Source organism: Pigmentiphaga litoralis (genome assembly GCF_048632615.1).
In the GTDB taxonomy this organism is placed as follows: Bacteria; Pseudomonadota; Gammaproteobacteria; order Burkholderiales; family Burkholderiaceae_B; genus Pigmentiphaga; species Pigmentiphaga litoralis_B.
In genome coordinates this window covers 3192767-3208750 of the sequence record NZ_CP184479.1, presented here as the reverse complement: position 1 = coordinate 3208750, position 15984 = coordinate 3192767, and the positions used below count along the sequence as shown (strand labels likewise).

15 protein-coding genes, 3 pseudogenes and 1 riboswitch are annotated in these 15984 nt (G+C 66.2%); of the genes and pseudogenes, 12 read left to right on the top strand and 6 right to left on the bottom strand.

Annotation, left to right across the window (positions count from 1 at the left end):
* The first annotated feature begins 45 nt into the window (after nucleotides 1-45).
* The 6 genes and pseudogenes from ACNANG_RS14565 (at nucleotide 46) to ACNANG_RS14540 (ending at nucleotide 5197) form a co-directional block, all read left to right on the top strand.
* Nucleotides 46-1133 (top strand): annotated as a pseudogene (locus ACNANG_RS14565) (glycosyltransferase family 4 protein).
* A riboswitch (S-adenosyl-L-homocysteine riboswitch) is annotated at nucleotides 1126-1227 on the top strand. (Overlaps the previous pseudogene by 8 nt.)
* 82 nt (nucleotides 1228-1309) lie before the next feature.
* Nucleotides 1310-2728 carry an adenosylhomocysteinase gene (ahcY, locus tag ACNANG_RS14560; protein WP_420223571.1) on the top strand — a complete coding sequence of 473 codons (1419 nt, stop codon included), beginning with the start codon at nucleotides 1310-1312 and terminating at the stop codon, nucleotides 2726-2728.
* 82 nt (nucleotides 2729-2810) lie between these two features.
* On the top strand, nucleotides 2811-3149 hold the full coding sequence (locus ACNANG_RS14555; RefSeq protein WP_179583693.1) for a phage holin family protein: 339 nt from the start codon (nucleotides 2811-2813) through the stop codon (nucleotides 3147-3149).
* 42 nt (nucleotides 3150-3191) lie between these two features.
* Nucleotides 3192-4063 (top strand): annotated as a pseudogene (gene metF / locus ACNANG_RS14550) (methylenetetrahydrofolate reductase [NAD(P)H]).
* A gap of 64 nt (nucleotides 4064-4127) precedes the next feature.
* Nucleotides 4128-4499 (top strand): helix-turn-helix domain-containing protein, encoded by a 372-nt coding sequence (locus ACNANG_RS14545; protein ID WP_420223570.1) that lies wholly within the window; start codon nucleotides 4128-4130, stop codon nucleotides 4497-4499.
* Nucleotides 4496-5197 (top strand): HipA N-terminal domain-containing protein, encoded by a 702-nt coding sequence (locus tag ACNANG_RS14540; protein ID WP_420223569.1) that lies wholly within the window; start codon nucleotides 4496-4498, stop codon nucleotides 5195-5197. The genes ACNANG_RS14545 and ACNANG_RS14540 overlap by 4 nt, the downstream gene beginning before the upstream one ends.
* Nucleotides 5198-5269: 72 nt before the next feature.
* Here the strand turns inward: ACNANG_RS14540 and ACNANG_RS14535 are convergent, their stop codons facing one another.
* Complete coding sequence (locus tag ACNANG_RS14535) at nucleotides 5270-6256, bottom strand: tripartite tricarboxylate transporter substrate-binding protein (protein ID WP_420223568.1); 987 nt, start codon at nucleotides 6254-6256, stop codon at nucleotides 5270-5272.
* A gap of 305 nt (nucleotides 6257-6561) precedes the next feature.
* Here ACNANG_RS14535 and ACNANG_RS14530 point away from each other — a divergent pair, with 305 nt between their 5' ends.
* The gene (locus ACNANG_RS14530) at nucleotides 6562-7575 is read left to right on the top strand and encodes a LysR substrate-binding domain-containing protein (RefSeq protein WP_420223567.1); all 1014 of its coding nucleotides are present in this window, start codon (nucleotides 6562-6564) and stop codon (nucleotides 7573-7575) included.
* On the opposite strand, the gene ACNANG_RS14525 is transcribed toward ACNANG_RS14530, so the two are convergent.
* Together ACNANG_RS14525 and ACNANG_RS14520 are read right to left on the bottom strand one after the other, a co-directional pair.
* The gene (locus tag ACNANG_RS14525; RefSeq protein WP_420223566.1) at nucleotides 7550-7870 is read right to left on the bottom strand and encodes a 5-formyltetrahydrofolate cyclo-ligase; all 321 of its coding nucleotides are present in this window, start codon (nucleotides 7868-7870) and stop codon (nucleotides 7550-7552) included. The genes ACNANG_RS14530 and ACNANG_RS14525 overlap by 26 nt on opposite strands.
* Entirely contained in the window at nucleotides 7822-8295 is a 474-nt protein-coding gene (locus ACNANG_RS14520) for a hypothetical protein (protein WP_420223565.1), read from the bottom strand. The genes ACNANG_RS14525 and ACNANG_RS14520 overlap by 49 nt, the downstream gene beginning before the upstream one ends.
* A 64-nt stretch (nucleotides 8296-8359) precedes the next feature.
* Between ACNANG_RS14520 and ACNANG_RS14515 the strand changes: the two genes are divergently transcribed.
* Genes ACNANG_RS14515 through ACNANG_RS14500 form a run of 4 tightly spaced genes read left to right on the top strand, consistent with a single transcriptional unit; the run spans nucleotide 8360 to nucleotide 12927 of the window.
* A complete protein-coding gene (locus ACNANG_RS14515) occupies nucleotides 8360-10339 on the top strand; it encodes a transglycosylase SLT domain-containing protein (protein ID WP_420223564.1) in 1980 nt (659 codons plus the stop codon).
* Between the two features lie 21 nt (nucleotides 10340-10360).
* Nucleotides 10361-11338, top strand: a complete 978-nt coding sequence (locus ACNANG_RS14510) for a complex I NDUFA9 subunit family protein (RefSeq protein WP_420223563.1) — start codon at nucleotides 10361-10363, stop codon at nucleotides 11336-11338.
* 6 nt (nucleotides 11339-11344) lie between these two features.
* On the top strand, nucleotides 11345-12529 hold the full coding sequence (locus ACNANG_RS14505; RefSeq protein WP_420223562.1) for a CCA tRNA nucleotidyltransferase: 1185 nt from the start codon (nucleotides 11345-11347) through the stop codon (nucleotides 12527-12529).
* Nucleotides 12526-12927 carry a YkvA family protein gene (locus tag ACNANG_RS14500; protein ID WP_420223561.1) on the top strand — a complete coding sequence of 134 codons (402 nt, stop codon included), beginning with the start codon at nucleotides 12526-12528 and terminating at the stop codon, nucleotides 12925-12927. Before ACNANG_RS14505 ends, ACNANG_RS14500 begins: the two co-directional genes overlap by 4 nt.
* Here the strand turns inward: ACNANG_RS14500 and ACNANG_RS14495 are convergent.
* Together ACNANG_RS14495 and ACNANG_RS14490 are read right to left on the bottom strand one after the other, a co-directional pair.
* Nucleotides 12917-13276, bottom strand: a complete 360-nt coding sequence (locus tag ACNANG_RS14495) for a LysR substrate-binding domain-containing protein (RefSeq protein ID WP_420223560.1) — start codon at nucleotides 13274-13276, stop codon at nucleotides 12917-12919. The two genes, ACNANG_RS14500 and ACNANG_RS14495, sit on opposite strands and share 11 nt — an antisense overlap.
* A gap of 56 nt (nucleotides 13277-13332) precedes the next feature.
* The gene (locus ACNANG_RS14490) at nucleotides 13333-13773 is read right to left on the bottom strand and encodes a LysR family transcriptional regulator (RefSeq protein ID WP_420223559.1); all 441 of its coding nucleotides are present in this window, start codon (nucleotides 13771-13773) and stop codon (nucleotides 13333-13335) included.
* 96 nt (nucleotides 13774-13869) lie between these two features.
* Between ACNANG_RS14490 and ACNANG_RS14485 the strand changes: the two are divergent.
* A pseudogene (locus tag ACNANG_RS14485) lies at nucleotides 13870-14870 on the top strand (Bug family tripartite tricarboxylate transporter substrate binding protein).
* A 127-nt stretch (nucleotides 14871-14997) separates the two neighbouring features.
* Here the strand turns inward: ACNANG_RS14485 and ACNANG_RS14480 are convergent.
* Nucleotides 14998-15927, bottom strand: coding sequence for a LysR family transcriptional regulator (locus tag ACNANG_RS14480; RefSeq protein ID WP_420223558.1), 930 nt, complete (start codon nucleotides 15925-15927; stop codon nucleotides 14998-15000).
* Between the last annotated feature and the right edge of the window lie 57 nt (nucleotides 15928-15984).

Sequence of the window (15984 nt, the reverse complement as noted above, 5' to 3'; positions counted from 1 at the left end):
CGGCCGCGGGCCAAATGACGCCACCCCATCCTGGTAGCCGCCCGCATGCGCATCGTCCTCGTCACGGATGCCTGGCATCCCCAAGTCAACGGTGTGGTCCATACCTGGACCTATATGGTCAAGACGCTGACGGCGTGGGGACACGAGGTCGTGATCGTCAGCCCCCAGGGCAGCCGCACGATCGCCGCGCCGTCCGAACCCGACGTACGCCTGTGCATCGAACCGATGCGCCACCTGCTGCGTGTGCTGGACGGCCGCCTGCCCGATTCGCTGCACATCGCCACCGAAGGGCCGCTGGGCCTGGCGGCGCGCAGGCTGGCGAAGCAACGCGGCTGGCGTTTCACGACCGGCTTCCACACCCTGTTTCCCGATTACCTGACGGCGCGCCTGGGCGTGCCAGTCGGCCTCACCTGGAAGTTCATGAAGTGGTTCCACCAGCCATCGCAAAGGGTGCTGGTGCCCACGCCTACCGTGCGCGACCTGCTGGCGCGGCGGGGACTGGGCCAATTGCAGGTGTGGGCGCGGGGGTGGACACCGTTCAGTTCGCGCCCGGCGAGCGGGACGCGCTGCCCTACCGGCGCCCCATTTTCCTGAGCATTGGGCGGGTCGCCAGGGAAAAGAATCTGGATGCGTTTCTGTCGCTCGACCTGCCCGGCACCAAGGTCGTGGTGGGCGGCGGCCCGGATGAAGCGCGGCTGCGCCGGACCTTTCCCGACGCCATCTTCCTGGGCAGCCAGCCGCATTCAGCCCTGGCGCCTTTTTACCGGTCGGCCGACGTGTTCGTGTTCCCCAGCCGCACCGATACCTTCGGGCTGGTCATGCTGGAGTCGATGGCCTGCGGCACGCCGGTGGCGGCCTTTCCGGATGCCGCGCCCCGCGCTGTGCTGCGGCCCCGCCTGACCGGCGTGCTGTCGAACGACTTGCGGGTGGCCTGCCTGGATGCCCTCAAACTGGACCGCGCCGCCGTCCGCCAGGAGGCGCTGTGTCACAGTTGGGAACAGATTGCCCGCGAATTGCTGCATGCCCAGGTGGCCGCGGATCCCTTGCGGCCACTGCCCCCGCCGTGGGACCGCGCATCGGACACGCAAGGGGCTGCAATTGGCGCCCGGACCGGCTACAATCTTGCCTCCTGAGGAGCGTTGCGACGGGTCCATCCGCCAGGCTCAGGAATCGAACAGACCCCGGCGTCCTTGCCGGCGTGGTCTGCCGCAACGGCGCTCACCCATATCCTGCAACACGCGGGCGGTATGGTGAGCAGATGTCAGGTCTCCCCTCCTCCTTCCCGATGCGCAGGTTCATTGGAGCTTCCATGAACGCTGTCCAAAACATCAAGACCAACGACTACATCATTGCCGACATCGGCCTGGCCGGCTGGGGCCGCCGCGAAATCAGCATCGCCGAAACCGAAATGCCTGGCCTGATGGCCATCCGCGACGAATTCGCCGCGCAGCAGCCGCTCAAGGGTGCCCGCATCGCCGGCAGCCTGCACATGACCATCCAGACCGCCGTGCTGATCGAAACGCTCAAGGCCCTGGGCGCCGACGTGCGCTGGGCCTCGTGCAACATCTATTCGACCCAGGATCACGCCGCCGCCGCGATTGCCGACAGCGGCACGCCCGTGTTCGCCGTCAAGGGCGAGTCCCTGGCGCAATACTGGGAATACACCCACAAGATTTTCGAATGGCCGGGTGAAGGCCAGGCCAACATGATCCTGGACGACGGCGGCGACGCCACCTTGCTGCTGCACCTGGGCACGCGCGCCGAAAGCGATGCGTCCATCCTCGACAAGCCGACCAGCGAAGAAGAGGAATTCCTGTACGCATCGATCAAGGAACAGCTCAAGCGCGATCCTAAGTGGTATTCGACCCGCCTGGCGCAGGTGCGCGGCGTGACCGAAGAAACCACCACTGGCGTGCACCGCCTGTACCAGATGTCGCAAAAGGGCGAACTGGCCTTTGCGGCCATCAACGTGAACGACTCCGTCACCAAGTCCAAGTTCGACAACCTGTACGGCTGCCGTGAATCGCTGGTCGACGGCATCAAGCGCGCCACCGACGTCATGATCGCCGGCAAGGTCGCCGTGATCTGCGGCTACGGCGACGTGGGCAAGGGCTGCGCCCAGGCCATGCGTGCCCTGAGCGCGCAAGTGTGGGTGACCGAGATCGACCCGATCTGCGCCCTGCAGGCCGCGATGGAAGGTTTCAAGGTCGTCACCATGGAATATGCCGCCGACAAGGCCGACATCTTCGTGACCGCGACCGGCAACTACCACGTGATCACGCACGAACACGCCAAGGCCATGAAAGACCAGGCCATCGTCTGCAACATCGGCCACTTCGACAATGAAATCGATGTCGCGTCGCTCAAGCAGTACACCTGGGAAGAGATCAAGCCGCAGGTCGACCACATCATTTTCCCTGACGGCAAGCGCATCATCCTGCTCGCGCAGGGCCGCCTGGTGAACCTGGGCTGCGCCACGGGCCACCCGTCATTCGTCATGTCGTCGTCGTTCGCCAACCAGACGATCGCCCAGATCGAACTCTGGCGTCACAACGACAAGTACACGTCGGGCCAGGTCTATGTGCTGCCCAAGCACCTGGACGAAAAGGTGGCGCGTCTGCACCTGAAGAAGCTCGGCGCGATGCTCAGCGAACTGCGTGATGACCAGGCGTCGTATATCAACGTCCCGGTCGCCGGCCCGTACAAGCCGGAAACCTATCGCTACTGATCGCCCGTCCGATCGGCCGTCACGGCTTACCACCCGCCCCGGCGCGCACGCGCCGGGGTCACCCACCTAGAAGGCCCTTGCCATGACCCTGCTGCTTGTCTGGTTGTTGAATGCGGTTGCCCTGCTTGTCGTCGCGTACCTGCTGCCCGGCATTACCGTGGCGAGCTTCGGCTCGGCGCTGATCGCCGCGCTCGTGCTCGGCCTGTTGAACATGCTCGTCAAACCGCTGCTGGTGCTGCTCACGCTGCCCATCACCATCCTGACGCTGGGTCTGTTCCTGATCGTGCTCAATGCCCTGCTGTTCTGGTTCGCCGGATCCATCCTCAAGGGCTTCCAGGTCAATGGGTTCTGGTGGGCCGTGATCGGCGCACTGCTGTATAGCCTGATTTCCGGGCTGCTGTCGGCCATCGTTCCCGGCTGATCCCCGCTTGCTGGCTCTTCCCTTATTTCTCAGGCGCCCTTCGTGATCTCCGACGTCTCATCCCCGAACTCTGCCGCCCAGGCAGAGGCTCCCGCTGCCATCAGCCTGGAGTTCTTTCCGCCGCGTGACAACGCCGCCCAGGAACGGCTCGTCCGTACCGCCAAGCAGCTGTACGCCGTCGGCCCCAGCTATGTCAGCGTGACATTCGGCGCAGGGGCTCCACCCGTGAAGGCACGCTCAACACGGTGCGTACCCTGCAGGGCCTCGGCTACGAAGTGGCGCCCCACCTGTCCTGCGTGGGTTCGACGCAGGACAGCCTGAGCGAAACGCTGACCAGCTACCGCAAGGCCGGCATCCGCCGCCTGGTGGCGCTGCGCGGCGACATGCCTTCGGGCATGGGCGATATGGGCGAACTGCGGTACGCCAGCGACCTGGTGCGTTTCATCCGCGAAGAAAGCGGCGACTGGTTCCACATCGAAGTCGCCGCCTATCCGGAAATGCATCCCCAGGCGGCTGGCCCCGACGCCGATCTGACGCACTTCGTGAACAAGATCAACGCCGGCGCCAATGGCGCCATTACCCAATACTTCTTCAATGCCGACGCGTATTTCGATTTCCTGGACCGCGCGACGGCCAAGGGCGTGCTGGCGCCCATCGTGCCCGGCATCATGCCGATTACGAACTACAGCCAGCTGGCTCGCTTTTCGGACATGTGCGGCGCCGAAATCCCCCGCTGGATCCGCCTGCGCCTGGCGTCCTATGGTGACGACAAGGCGTCGATCCGTGCGTTCGGCCAGGACGTCATGGTCGAGCTGTGCCAGACCCTGCTGGACAGCGGCGCACCCGGCCTGCACTTCTACACCATGAATTCAGCCGACGCGACGCTGGGGATCTGGAAGCAGCTGGAGCTGTAGGGCCGGTAGGGCGTCGAAGCAACATAAACTTGCTCGTTTGTGGGTAGAACGATAAAGTTTATGTATGTCCAGAGCCTCCCAGAGTGTGTCCACGCTGCCTCCCCAGGTTGCCAGTTCCCTGGCCCGCCTGGGTGAATATCTTGCGCTGGCTCGCGTTCGCCGCAAGGAATCGCAGCGCCAGTGGGCGGAACGCACCGGCATCTCGGTGCCAACACTCGTTCGTATGGAGCGCGGTGATCCCGGTGTAAGCATGGGTATCTATGCCACCGCGCTCTGGATGATGGGTCGATCGAATCAGTTGGCCGATCTGGCCAACCCCGTCGACGACGTTGGCGCACTCGAACTCGACATTCGAGCCGCTACCCGGCGGCGGGCGGTTCGCACCGCGGCATCGGTCCAAGCACGGCTTGGCCGCGATAAACCGAAGACGTCATGATGGCATCTTTGCAAGCCGCCGACTCGCGCTTTCTGTGGTATCTCGGACTGCCCTCTGCACCGCTTCCGGTGGGCGAACTCCGCTTGCTGGTCCAATCGCGAGGCGTCAGCCTGCGGTATGCCGATTCGTGGTTGAAGCAAGGTTTCCCATTGAGCGAAGATCTGCCGCTGATCGATATCGAACACTTGCCGATCGAAAAGGAGAAGGCGGCTGGCGCAGTCGATGACGCTCGCCCCGATCGTTGGGGCGAGCGCGTCATCCGCCTGCTCGACAAGCCACCCCGTCTTGCCTTGCTCGACTATCTGTTCTTTGCGGGCGACGACCGATTCGGGGCACTGGGTGTGTCGTCATCGGCAACGGCCTACCAGCCGCATCACCACGGGGCGTTGCCCACCCTGGCCGATGTCGATCGGCTCCATCAGCTCACCCAACAAATTCTGAAGGGTGAAGCCGTTGAGGAACTGGGCGAGGACGGCGCGTCGTCCACGCTGGATAATGCGGCGTCCGGGTCCAAAGCGTATGGGTTGACAACGGCGCAGGCCAAGGCCGAGATGGCACGGGTCGCCCGCGCAGTGGACGCATGGCAGTCCCACTTCGCCGCAGCCGGCATTCCCGCTGCCGTGATCGAAGGCTATGCGGCGCAGATCGACCGGCCGTTTCTGCTGAATCAGCGTCGCCGCGCCTTGCAACATGGCTGACCCGAAAGACGGCTGCCGTCGCACCCGACCGACCGAACACCAAGTCAACGGCGCGGCAGCCCGCCCCGCGCTTCATTCCAGCCGGATGTGCGAGCGCTGCACGATCGCCTGATTGCGTTTGAGCTGCGCATCGACCACGGCCGCGAACGACGGCCCCTGGCCGGTAACGACCCGGGCGCCCATGGCGTACAGACGGGCGCTGGTGTCAGGCCGCTGCACGGCCTTGCGGGCCGCCGCACGCAAGCGCTCAGCCACGATCGCCGGTGTCCCGGCGGGCACGACCAGGCCGAACCAGCTCTTGGCCAGATCGTTCAGGTCGGCAAACCCCAGTTCCTTGAAGGTCGGCACGCCGGGAAGTTCGGGCAGCCGGCTGTCACCGCCCACCACCACGGGAATCAGCTTGCCCGACCGGATATGGGCCAGCGCGGTGGGCAGCTGATCCGGCATGATCTGCACGACACCCGACAAGGCTTCCCCGACGGCGGACGCCTGCCCCTGGTAAGGCACCGTCAGCATCTTCACATGCAGGGCGTGGGTCATCGCTTCGATCAGCAGGTGGCTCAAGGTGCCCGCGCCTGCGACCGCGGCGCTGTAGGTGTCGGGCGAGCGCTTCAGCGCCGCCACGAAGCCGGCAAAATCCTTCACCTGCATGGACGGATGCACCGAAATGACGCCCGGGACGTCAAGCAGCTGGATCAGCGGCATCAGCTGCCGGTTGATGGCCACTGCCCGGGGGTTGAACAGCGGATTGACGGTCAGGGTGCTGACGGTGGCAATGCCGACGGTATACCCGTCGGGCGCCGCGTTGGCCACGGCCTCGCTGCCCATCATGCCGCCGGCGCCGCCCCGGTTGTCCACCACGATGGGCTGCCCCAGTTCGTCCCGCAACCCGTCGGCAATCACACGCGCAATGCGGTCGGTTGGTCCGCCGGCCGCGTAGGGCACCACCAGCTTGACGGGCCGAACGGGAAAGTCGGCATTGGCCGACACCTGCGTCGACAACGCCGCGCAGGCAATCAGAACGATGCGGCGCAAGAAGGCCGTCACGACAACAGACACGGGATCCTCCTGAATTAAAAACGGGACGTAAGCGGGTGTAAGCACTACTGCAGACGCGCTACTGTAGAAACTTACAGTGCAACGCACCAATAGATATTCAACGTAGGCTATCGGCTGCGCCGGTAGCTCAGCAGGCAACCATTGCTAGCAGATCAGTGCTTGGTCACGGCTCCCCATGCGCGTACTGTGGAGTAAGTGAGCACTTCCCGTGCGTCCGTGCCCGCGCCGCCGCGCAGGCGCACCGGTACCGCCCTTGGCTTGCAGCCCGCAGCGGGCCTGCATCGTCCCAGCCTTTCAGGAATTCCATGCCCGACACAACGCCCTCGGCCCACGCAAAGGTGCTCTTTGCCCGGCTGATGACACACGGTCGATTGCGGCAGTTGCGGCTCCTTGTCGCCATGGACGACCATGGCAGCATTGCCCGAGCCGCCGCCAGCATCCACCTCAGCCAGTCTGCCGCGACGCAGGCCGTCGCCGATCTGGAGCGTCTGCTCGAGGTCAAGCTGTTCGAACGTCACGCACGCGGCATCCGCCCCACGACCGCCGGGCAGGCGCTGATCGCCGCCGCCCGCGGCGCCACGGCCGGCCTGCAAAGCGCCGCCGAAGCGCTTTCCGCGCTGCAGCGCGGCGCGACGGGCACCCTCAGGCTGGGCGCCATCCCGGCCGCGTCCTACACGCTATTGCCTCCGTTGCTTGAAGTGTTCTGCGCGGAACACCCTGGCGTGCATCTGGACGTGCAAGAAGGCGCCGGCACTGCGCTGCTTCCGTTGCTGCTGGCCGAGCATCTGGACGCCGTGTTCTGCCGCGCGCCACCCAGTCTGCCCTCAGGCTTTGCGTTCACCCCCTTGCTGGCCGACGACGTCGTGGTGATCGGTGCGGCCAGCCATCCCATGGCGGGAAAGGCGGACGTCTCGCTGGAAAGCCTGGCGAACAGCCGATGGATCATGCCGACCGTCAATATCGAGGTCCGCGCCATTTTCGATGCCGTCGTGCTGCGCAACTTTCCGGACGCACAGTTCCTGATGGTATCCACCGTATCGGTGCCGGTGCTCGACGGCCTGCTGCAACAGGGGAATGCCGCCACGATCTGTCCACGCAGCGTGTCGAAGGGCCTGCTGGCCAATCCCCGGATCTGTCTTCTGGACGTGACCTTGCCGGCGCGATTGCCGCCTCTGTCGCCGCTGGGGGTGGCCTATCGCGAGGACAATACCGCCGAACCCTTGCAGAACCTGCTGCTCCTGGCCCGTCCGGCGGCGGCGTCGATGACCCGCCGGCCCGCTGGGTTGGCGGTACCTACGACGCACTCTGCGGCGTCGTGACCGGCGGTTCGTCAGGCACCCATCCGGCGTCAGTGACCACCGCGTCCAGCCTGACATCGTGCGGTTCGGGCACGTGCTCGCCCGGAGCCAGCCGGCTGCAGGCATAGGCGATGCCAATGGACCTGACCGTCACTCCCCGCGCCCGCCACTCCGCCAGCGTCCGGTCGTAATAGCCGCCGCCATAGCCGATCCGGTCCGCGTCGTTTGTGAACCCCAGCAGCGGCACCAGCACCAGGTCGGGCGCGGTCACCACGTCGCCATCGGGTTCCGGGATGCCGTAGGCTCCCGACGCCATCGTCCCCCCACCGACCAGCGGCGGAACACCAGGGGCGCGGCCTGGCGCGCGACCACAGGCAGCGCCAGGGTGACGTCGTCCGACGCCGCCCAGTGGCGATACAGGCCCCGCAGATCGGGTTCGCTGCCGATCGGCCAGAACGCGGCGACGGTGTGACGGGTCCAACCGCTGGCGCGCCGGCCGGCCAGCCAGGCGTCGGCCCAGACCGCCAGGGCGGCCATCAGGCGGGCGTCGGCCGCAAGCCGTTCGGCCGCGCCCATTGCGGCCCGGGCGGCGCGCAATCCCGCCCGCAAACCCGGCGCGGTGCTGGACGGCATGCTGGAAAGAACTTCCGCCGCCGTGCCCGCCGCGCCCGGTGCGCCCGGCGCCGGCCCGCCCTGCCCGCTGACAGCCGGGCCGCCGGGCGCCGCCTGTTGCGCCCGCACGCCGTTTTTGTCCTCTTCCGCAGGGTCACCGTCTTGCGGTTTTCCCGGTGCTATCCTACCCGCCATGGCTCATTTCGCTCGTTTCATCACCTCCCGGATTATCGCGCTTGCCGCCGTGACCTTCACGGTCGCGGGCGTCAGCGGCTGCGCGCAGGCGCAAACGTCCGCGCCGCGCACCGACGCCGCCCTGATGGCCGCCTACTCGGCCAGCCAGAGCGGCAACTGGGACGCGGTGCGTTCGCTGATTCCGCAGGTCCAGGGCAATGTGCTGGCGGCGTACCCCGAATACTGGTGGCTGCGCCAGCAGACACTGGATCCCCGCAAGCCGACGCCGGTGGCCGAGATCGATGCCTTCTTGACTACGCACCGCGGCACCTACCTGGCCGAACGGCTGCGGGGCGATCTGGTGCTGGCGGCGGCGCGCACGGGCGACTACGGCGCGATCCGCAATTACGCCGACACCACCGTCACGACCCCGCAGGTCGATTGCGGCATCCTGCTCGCCCAGCATGCGCGCGGCGAAAAGGTGTCGCTCAAGCGCGTGAACGAGCTGTTTTCGCCGGGCGATGTCTGCTGGTCCCTGTATGACCGCCTGCAGGCGGACGGCGTCATGCAGACCGAAGATTTCATCGTCCAGTTGCGCGGCCAGCTCGAAAACAACTCGCTGCCCAACGCGCGCCGGATGGCCCGCTACATCTACAACCCCGTCCAGCTCAAGGCGTTCAACACGCTGGTCGACGCGCCCATGCCCTGGCTGGTCAAGCAGGCGGATCCGCCGCGCGACCGGGCCAGCCGCGAATTGATCGTCAATGCCTTGAGCCGCCTTGCCCGCACCGATCCCCAGGTTGGCTACGCCTATTTCGAGCGCAGCTGGGCGCGCCAGTTGCCGCCCGCCGACGTCGCATGGCTGCGAAACCAGTTTGCGCTGTCGGCCGCCATCAAGCTCGATCCGGTTGCCATCGACTGGTACCGGGCGGGTGAAGGCGTGGAATTGACCGAATACAACCACGCGTGGCGGGTGCGCACGGCCTTGCGCCAGCAGCCGGTCGACTGGCGCCTGGTGCTGCGGTACCTGGACGACATGCCATCGGGCATGAAAGAAGATCCGGCCAGCTGGGTCTACTGGCGCGGCCGCGCACTGATCGCCACGGGCGCGGTGCCGGAAGGCCAGGCGGCGTTCCGCAGCATTGCCGAACAGTTCAACTTCTATGGCCAACTGGCTGCCGAAGAACTGGGTGTGCCGACCACCATTCCGACTACGGCGCCCCCGATCACGCCACAGGAACTGGCCGCTGCGCAATACAACCCGGCCCTGCAGCGCGCCCTGGCCCTGTTCAAGCTGAACTGGCGCACCGAGGCCACCCGCGAGTGGAACTACGCGCTGCGCACCATGGACGATCGCGAGCTGATCGCCGCGGCCAAGCTGGCGCATCTGGAAAACATCTACGATCGCGCGGTCAACACGGCGGATCGCACGGTACGCCAGCATGACTTCAACCTGCGTTTCGTCACTCCATTCCGCGATCAGATGGCGCAGACCACACGCGGCATCGGGATCGATGAAAGCTGGGTGTACGGGCTGATCCGCCAGGAATCCCGCTTCATCATGAACGCGCGGTCCAGCGTGGGGGCGTCGGGCTTCATGCAGTTGATGCCGGCCACCGCCAAATGGGTAGCGGGCAAGATCGGCATGGCGGACTTTTCACCGTCGCGGGTCAACGACCTGGACGTCAACCTGATGCTGGGCACCAGCTACCTGCGCATCGTGCTGGACGATCTGGGCGGCTCGCCGCTGCTGGCGTCGGCGGGCTATAACGCCGGCCCGCGCCGGCCGGTGGCCTGGCGCTCGACACTGCCTGGCCCGGTCGAAGGCGCCATCTTTGCCGAGACGATCCCCTTTACCGAGACGCGCGATTACGTCAAGAAGGTGCTGTCCAACGCCACCTATTACGCCGCCCTGTTCAGCGGGCAGCCGCAGTCCCTGAAAGCCCGCCTTGGCACGGTCGCGCCCCAACAGGCGGTCGACACGACCCTGATTCCCTAGATTAGAAGAAGACATCCCTCCATGAAACACCAACGTGTCCTCGTGATCGGCGGCTCGGGCTTCATCGGCAGCCATCTGGTTGCCCAACTGGCGGCACAAGGCAAACGCATCGTCGTCCCGACACGCCGCTACATTCGTGCGCGCCACCTGATCCTGCTGCCCACGGTCAGCGCCATCGAAGCCGACATCCATGACGATCGCGATCTCGACGCCCTGATCGCCGGACAGGATGCGGTCATCAACCTGGTTGGCGTGTTGCACGGCGACCGCGGCGTACCCTATGGCAACGCGTTCCGCAAGATGCACGTCGAGCTGCCCGACCGGATCGCCCGGGCCTGCGTGCGCCATGGCGTGACGCGCCTGCTGCACATGAGCGCGCTGGGCGCCGACCCGGCCGGCAAGAGCATGTACCAGCGCTCGCGGGGCGACGGCGAAGCCGCCGTCCATCGTGCGTTCGACGGGGTCGAAGGCAATGCGTTGACCGTGTTCCGGCCATCGGTCGTATTCGGCCCGAACGACCGCTTCATGAACCTGTTCGCGCGGCTCGCCCGCTTCTTCCCGGTGCTGCCGATCGCGGGCGCCGACGCCAGGCTGCAGCCCATCTTCGTGGGCGATGTGGCCCAGGCCATGACGAACGCGCTGGATGATCCACGCACCTACGGCAAGACGTATTCGCTGGCGGGCCCCCAGACCTTCACGCTGGGTGAACTGGTCCGGCTGGCGGCGCTGTGGGGCGGACACAAGCGCCCGGTCGTCAAGATCCCGATGGGCCTTGGCAAGCTGCAGGCGGCCTTCATGGAGATGTTGCCAGGCGAGCCCATCATGTCACGCGACAACCTGGATTCGCTGGCGACCGACAATGTCATGAACGACGCGCTGGCGCCCGAACTGGACCTGCATCCGACCTCGCTCGATGCAGTCGCGCCCGATTACCTTGCCGGCCAGCATCCGCGCACACGCTTCGACGACGTGCGCGCGCGCCACGGCCGGAATACGTAGCGCGGCATGGCGGCAGCGGACCCCGCCCTGGACGGGCTGGACGTGTATGTGGTGGGCGGCGCCGTGCGCGACGCCTTGCTGGGCCTGCCGGCCGGGGACCGGGATTGGGTCGTGGTGGGCGCCACGCCCGAACAGCTGTCCGACCGAGGTTTCCTGCCGGTCGGCGGCGACTTTCCCGTCTTCCTGCATCCCGCCACGCGAGAGGAGTACGCGCTTGCTCGCACCGAACGCAAGTCTGGCAGGGGCTACAAAGGTTTCACCTTTCATACCGGTCCGGAAGTCACACTGGAAGACGACCTGGGGCGCCGCGACCTGACGGTGAACGCCATTGCCCGGCATGCCGATGGCCGCCTGGTCGACCCCTACGGCGGCCAGCGCGATCTGGCGGATCGGGTCTTCCGTCATGTCGGCCCGGCGTTTTCCGAAGACCCTGTCCGGGTCCTGCGCCTGGCCCGCTTTGCCGCGCGCTTCACGGACTTTTCCATCGCGCCAGAAACGCTGGCTTTGTGCCGCCATATGGTCGATGACGGCGAAGTCGACGCGCTGGTACCGGAACGGGTCTGGAAAGAATTGGCGCGCGGGCTGATGCTGGACCAGCCGTCCCGCATGCTCGACGTATTGGCCGACACGCATGCCTTGCCCCGTGTGGCGCCCGGTCTGGTGTGGACGCCGCGTGTGGCCGATCTGATCGACCGGGCCGCGCGAAACGGCCTGCCCCTTGCCGGCCGGTATGCCCTGCTATGCGTCGAATCGTCGGACACGGCGGCCTTGGCCAAGCGGCTGCGGACGCCGACCGAATGTGCGGATCAGGCGCGTTTGTTGCAGAGCATGTTGAAGATGGCCGAGGCCTTTGGCGCATCACCGTCGGCAGAGCAGGTGATCAGCCTGTTCGAATTGACCGACGCGCTGCGCAAGCCCGACCGGCTGTCCCAATTGCTGGACAGCGCGGCGTTGATCCTGCCGGTGGAACGCGAGTCATGGCGCAACCGGTGGTTGGACTGGCTGGATGTCGCGCGGACCGTGGATGCGGGCGCGATTGCCGCGCGGCACGCCAAGACGCCTGCCCTGATCAAGGACGCCGTCAGGACCGCCCGGCGCGACGCCCTGGAACGACATCTGGCCCAGGACAGCCCGCAGCGGCCGCAGCCGCAGAACGAACCGCCCCAGGACGGGCACGAGGACGAGGTATGAACGAAACGTATGAAGCGCATTATTCCGACGACAATTTCCGTCAGAAACTGACGCGCTTTGCCAGGAAGGCAGGCCGTGAGGTGGTCGAAAAGGCGTTGTGGCTGCATTACGCCGCGCAGGACCCCGCCACCCCGAAGTGGGCCAAGGCCGCGATGTACAGCGCCTTGGGTTATTTCATCCTGCCACTGGATGCGATTCCCGACTTCGCGCCACTGGTTGGCTATACCGACGACCTGAGCGTCATGGCGGCTGCCTTGGTGGTCACGTCCATGTACATCACCGGCGCGGTCAAGGACCAGGCGCGCAACAAGGTCGACGGCTGGTTCGGCAGCGACCCGTCCGACACCTTCACCTCTTCGAACGCCACCGGTTCGAACGCTGACGGGTTCAAAGCCTGAACGCTTCCTGCAGGGCGCCGATGCTGCGTTTGTCCTTGTCCGCCTGCCGACAGACAAACGCCACCTGCCGCGTCGGCCCTTTCCTCCCCAGGTCCACTTCACGAAACGCGTAGGCCCGACGCAGCGGCTCGTACGGCTGCGGAATGACGGACACCCCCAGCCCCGCCGACACCATGGCCACGATGGCATGGCTGGACAGCAGATCGATGCGGGCACGCATCCGCGGCTGCAGTCGTTCCACGAACTGCGCGGCGATCATGCCGCCGGTCGACGTCCTGTCGAAGCGGATCCAGTCGTACTGCCGCAGCAGTTCCTGCACGGTGCCGCCCGTCGCATCGGGCGGCGCCACCAGCACCATCCTTTCTTCGCGCAACACCTGCCAGAAAAGACGGCTGGACCCACCGGTCAGGGGCGTACCACCACGGCGGCGTCGAGCGTGCCGGCATTCAGTTCGCCCAGCAGATGATCGGACCGGCCCCGTGCCAGTTCCACGTCCAGCTTGGGATATTGATCGCGCAGCCACTTCAGCGCGCCGGGCAGCAGGGTGGCCTGCACCGTGTCGATGGTGCCCAGGCGTGTGCGGCCCGACACGTCCGTTTCGTCGCGCGTCCGCAGGGACTCAAGGGCGTCCAATGTGCCTTGCACGGTCTGCGCCAGTTCCAGCGCGAACGGCGTGGGGTGGGCCCGACGGGCCGACCGGTCGAACAATAACTGGCCAAAGTGCTGTTCCAGATACTTGATGTGCTGGCTGACCGCCCCCGGCGTCACATGCACTTCCTCCGCCGCCGCCGCAAAGGTGCCACGACGGATCACCGCGCACAGAGTGTGGAGGAACTCGACTTTCATTAGGGATCCTAAAGGGCCATGCGATAAAAAATAGCTGGCCTAAGTTTATCCGGTCATGAAAAATCGCCGGATCACAACAACACTCTGGAGACCTGAATGGCTCGTCTGCCCCGTCCACTGGCCCGCCGCGGCCACGCCGTCTGCCTTCTTGCGGTGGCCGCCCTGGGCACCGCCTTCAGCACCGCGGCATTGGCGCAAGGCGCCTGGCCCACGAAGCCGATTGCCCTGATCGTGCCAAATCCGCCAGGCGGATCGAATGACGTGTTCGCCCGCGCCATGGGCAAGCACCTGGGCGACGCTCTGGGCCAGCCCGTGGTGGTCGACAATCGCGCCGGCGCCACGGGCACCATCGGCGCGGCGTCGGTGGCGCGCGCGCCGGCCGACGGCTACACGCTGCTGTTCGTGTCGTCGACCTTCACGACCAATGCGGCCGTGCAGCCCAATACCCAGTTCGATCCCGACAAAGCCTTCGCGCCCGTGGCCATGGTCGCCAAGGGGCCGCTGATCCTGACCGTCAACAACAGCCTGCCGGTCAAGACCGCACAGGACCTGATTGCACTGGCCAAGGCGCAGCCGGGCAAACTCAACTACGTCAGCTCGGGCATCGGCAGCATCAACCACTTCGCGACCCACCAATACGCGCAGGCAGCCGGCATCCAGATGACGCACGTGCCCTACAAAGGCATGGGCCCGGCCATCAATGACCTGATCGGCAACCAGGTGCAGGTCCTGATCGCCAGCGGCCCGTCGATCATGCCGCAGGTGCGGGCCGGCAAAGTGCGCGCACTGGGCATTACGAGCGCCGAGCCATCGGCCGTCGCCCCAGGGATCCCGCCGCTCGCCAAGAACGGCGCGCCTGGCTACAACATGGAATTGTGGTGGGGGTGCTCGCCCCGGCCGGAACGCCCGCCGCGGTCGTGACCCGGCTCAACGCCGAGATCAACAAAGCCCTGGCCAAGCCCGAGATGAAGGAACTGCTGCTGCGGGAAGGCGCCGAAGCCGCGCCGCAAACGTCATCGGCATTCGCCAATCAGTTCCATCAGGAAATCCGCCAGTGGGCCAAGGTGGCGAAAGACGCCGACATCCGCGCGGAATAAAGCGGAAGGATCGGAAGGCCGCGCGGCCCAGCCGGGACGCACGGTGTCGGCCGGGTGTGGCATCAGTCCCCTTATGGGATCGCCCCGGGGTGGGGCTCCTACGCCGGGGGCCCGGCCCCGCAGACGATCAACGCAGCGTCTGCCCGAACACCGCGTCCCAGTACGGCGGCGACCCTATCCTTTCCCGCAGGTGGTCGATGAACAAGGTGGTCTTGGTCGCCTGGGACCGGCCCGATAGCCGCACGGCATAGATCGCGGATTGCCGGGTCGAATAGCCCGGCAGATCCATGAACAGCGGCACCAGCGTGCCTGCCGCGATCTCGGTGCTGACCAGCCAGCTCGTCAGATGCACGATGCCCACGCCGGCTACCGCCGCCTGCAACAGGCTGGGCGTGTCGTTCGACCGGAAGCTGCCCTGCACGGGCAGCGGCCGGTACCCATTGATTCCCGCAAACGTCCACCAACCCGATGGCACGGGCCCAAAGTGCTTGTTCAGGCAATCGTGCTGCAGCAGGTCGTCCGGCGTTCTTGGCGTGCCCCGCCTCGCCAGATAGGCCGGGCTGGCGCACACGATGCGGTGCTGGGGAGCAAGCTGGGTGGCGACCAGGTCGCTGTCGGGCAGCGTGCCGACACGGATCGCCACATCGATGCGGTCGGTGGCCAGATCGAACACTTCATCGCTGGTTGCAAGCTCCACATGCAACAGCGGATACCGCGCCAGGAAACTGCCCAGCGCGGGCGCGATATGCAGCCGGGCGAAGGCCGTGGGCGCCGTTACCCGCAACGTGCCACGCGGCTCGGCGTGCAAGGCGGACACCGCGTCGCGCGCATCATCCACCTCGGCCAGGATGTCGCGCGCCCGGGGCAGCAATTCCTGTCCGGCCTCGGTCAGCGTCAGCACGCGTGTACTGCGGTTGAACAGCTTGGCGCGAAGCTCGGCTTCCAGCCCTTCAATGCGCCGGGTAACCGATGACACCGCCACGTTCTGCTGACGGGCCGCGCCCGAGAAACTGCCCAGGGTGGCAACGCTGACGAAATCACGCAAGGCTTCGATCATGAGGGCAGTCTTGATGGGATGTGTAGGCGGGGATGCTCAAAAGGAGCGGAAGTGGCG

Coding starts and splice junctions, on each gene's coding strand:
- ahcY (WP_420223571.1), top strand. CDS start 1,310: ATGAACGCTGTCCAAAACATCAAGACCAACGACTACATCATTGCCGAC.
- ACNANG_RS14555 (WP_179583693.1), top strand. CDS start 2,811: ATGACCCTGCTGCTTGTCTGGTTGTTGAATGCGGTTGCCCTGCTTGTC.
- ACNANG_RS14545 (WP_420223570.1), top strand. CDS start 4,128: ATGTCCAGAGCCTCCCAGAGTGTGTCCACGCTGCCTCCCCAGGTTGCC.
- ACNANG_RS14540 (WP_420223569.1), top strand. CDS start 4,496: ATGATGGCATCTTTGCAAGCCGCCGACTCGCGCTTTCTGTGGTATCTC.
- ACNANG_RS14530 (WP_420223567.1), top strand. CDS start 6,562: ATGCCCGACACAACGCCCTCGGCCCACGCAAAGGTGCTCTTTGCCCGG.
- ACNANG_RS14525 (WP_420223566.1), bottom strand. CDS start 7,870: ATGGCGTCGGGAGCCTACGGCATCCCGGAACCCGATGGCGACGTGGTG.
- ACNANG_RS14515 (WP_420223564.1), top strand. CDS start 8,360: ATGGCTCATTTCGCTCGTTTCATCACCTCCCGGATTATCGCGCTTGCC.
- ACNANG_RS14510 (WP_420223563.1), top strand. CDS start 10,361: ATGAAACACCAACGTGTCCTCGTGATCGGCGGCTCGGGCTTCATCGGC.
- ACNANG_RS14505 (WP_420223562.1), top strand. CDS start 11,345: ATGGCGGCAGCGGACCCCGCCCTGGACGGGCTGGACGTGTATGTGGTG.
- ACNANG_RS14500 (WP_420223561.1), top strand. CDS start 12,526: ATGAACGAAACGTATGAAGCGCATTATTCCGACGACAATTTCCGTCAG.
- ACNANG_RS14490 (WP_420223559.1), bottom strand. CDS start 13,773: ATGAAAGTCGAGTTCCTCCACACTCTGTGCGCGGTGATCCGTCGTGGC.
- ACNANG_RS14480 (WP_420223558.1), bottom strand. CDS start 15,927: ATGATCGAAGCCTTGCGTGATTTCGTCAGCGTTGCCACCCTGGGCAGT.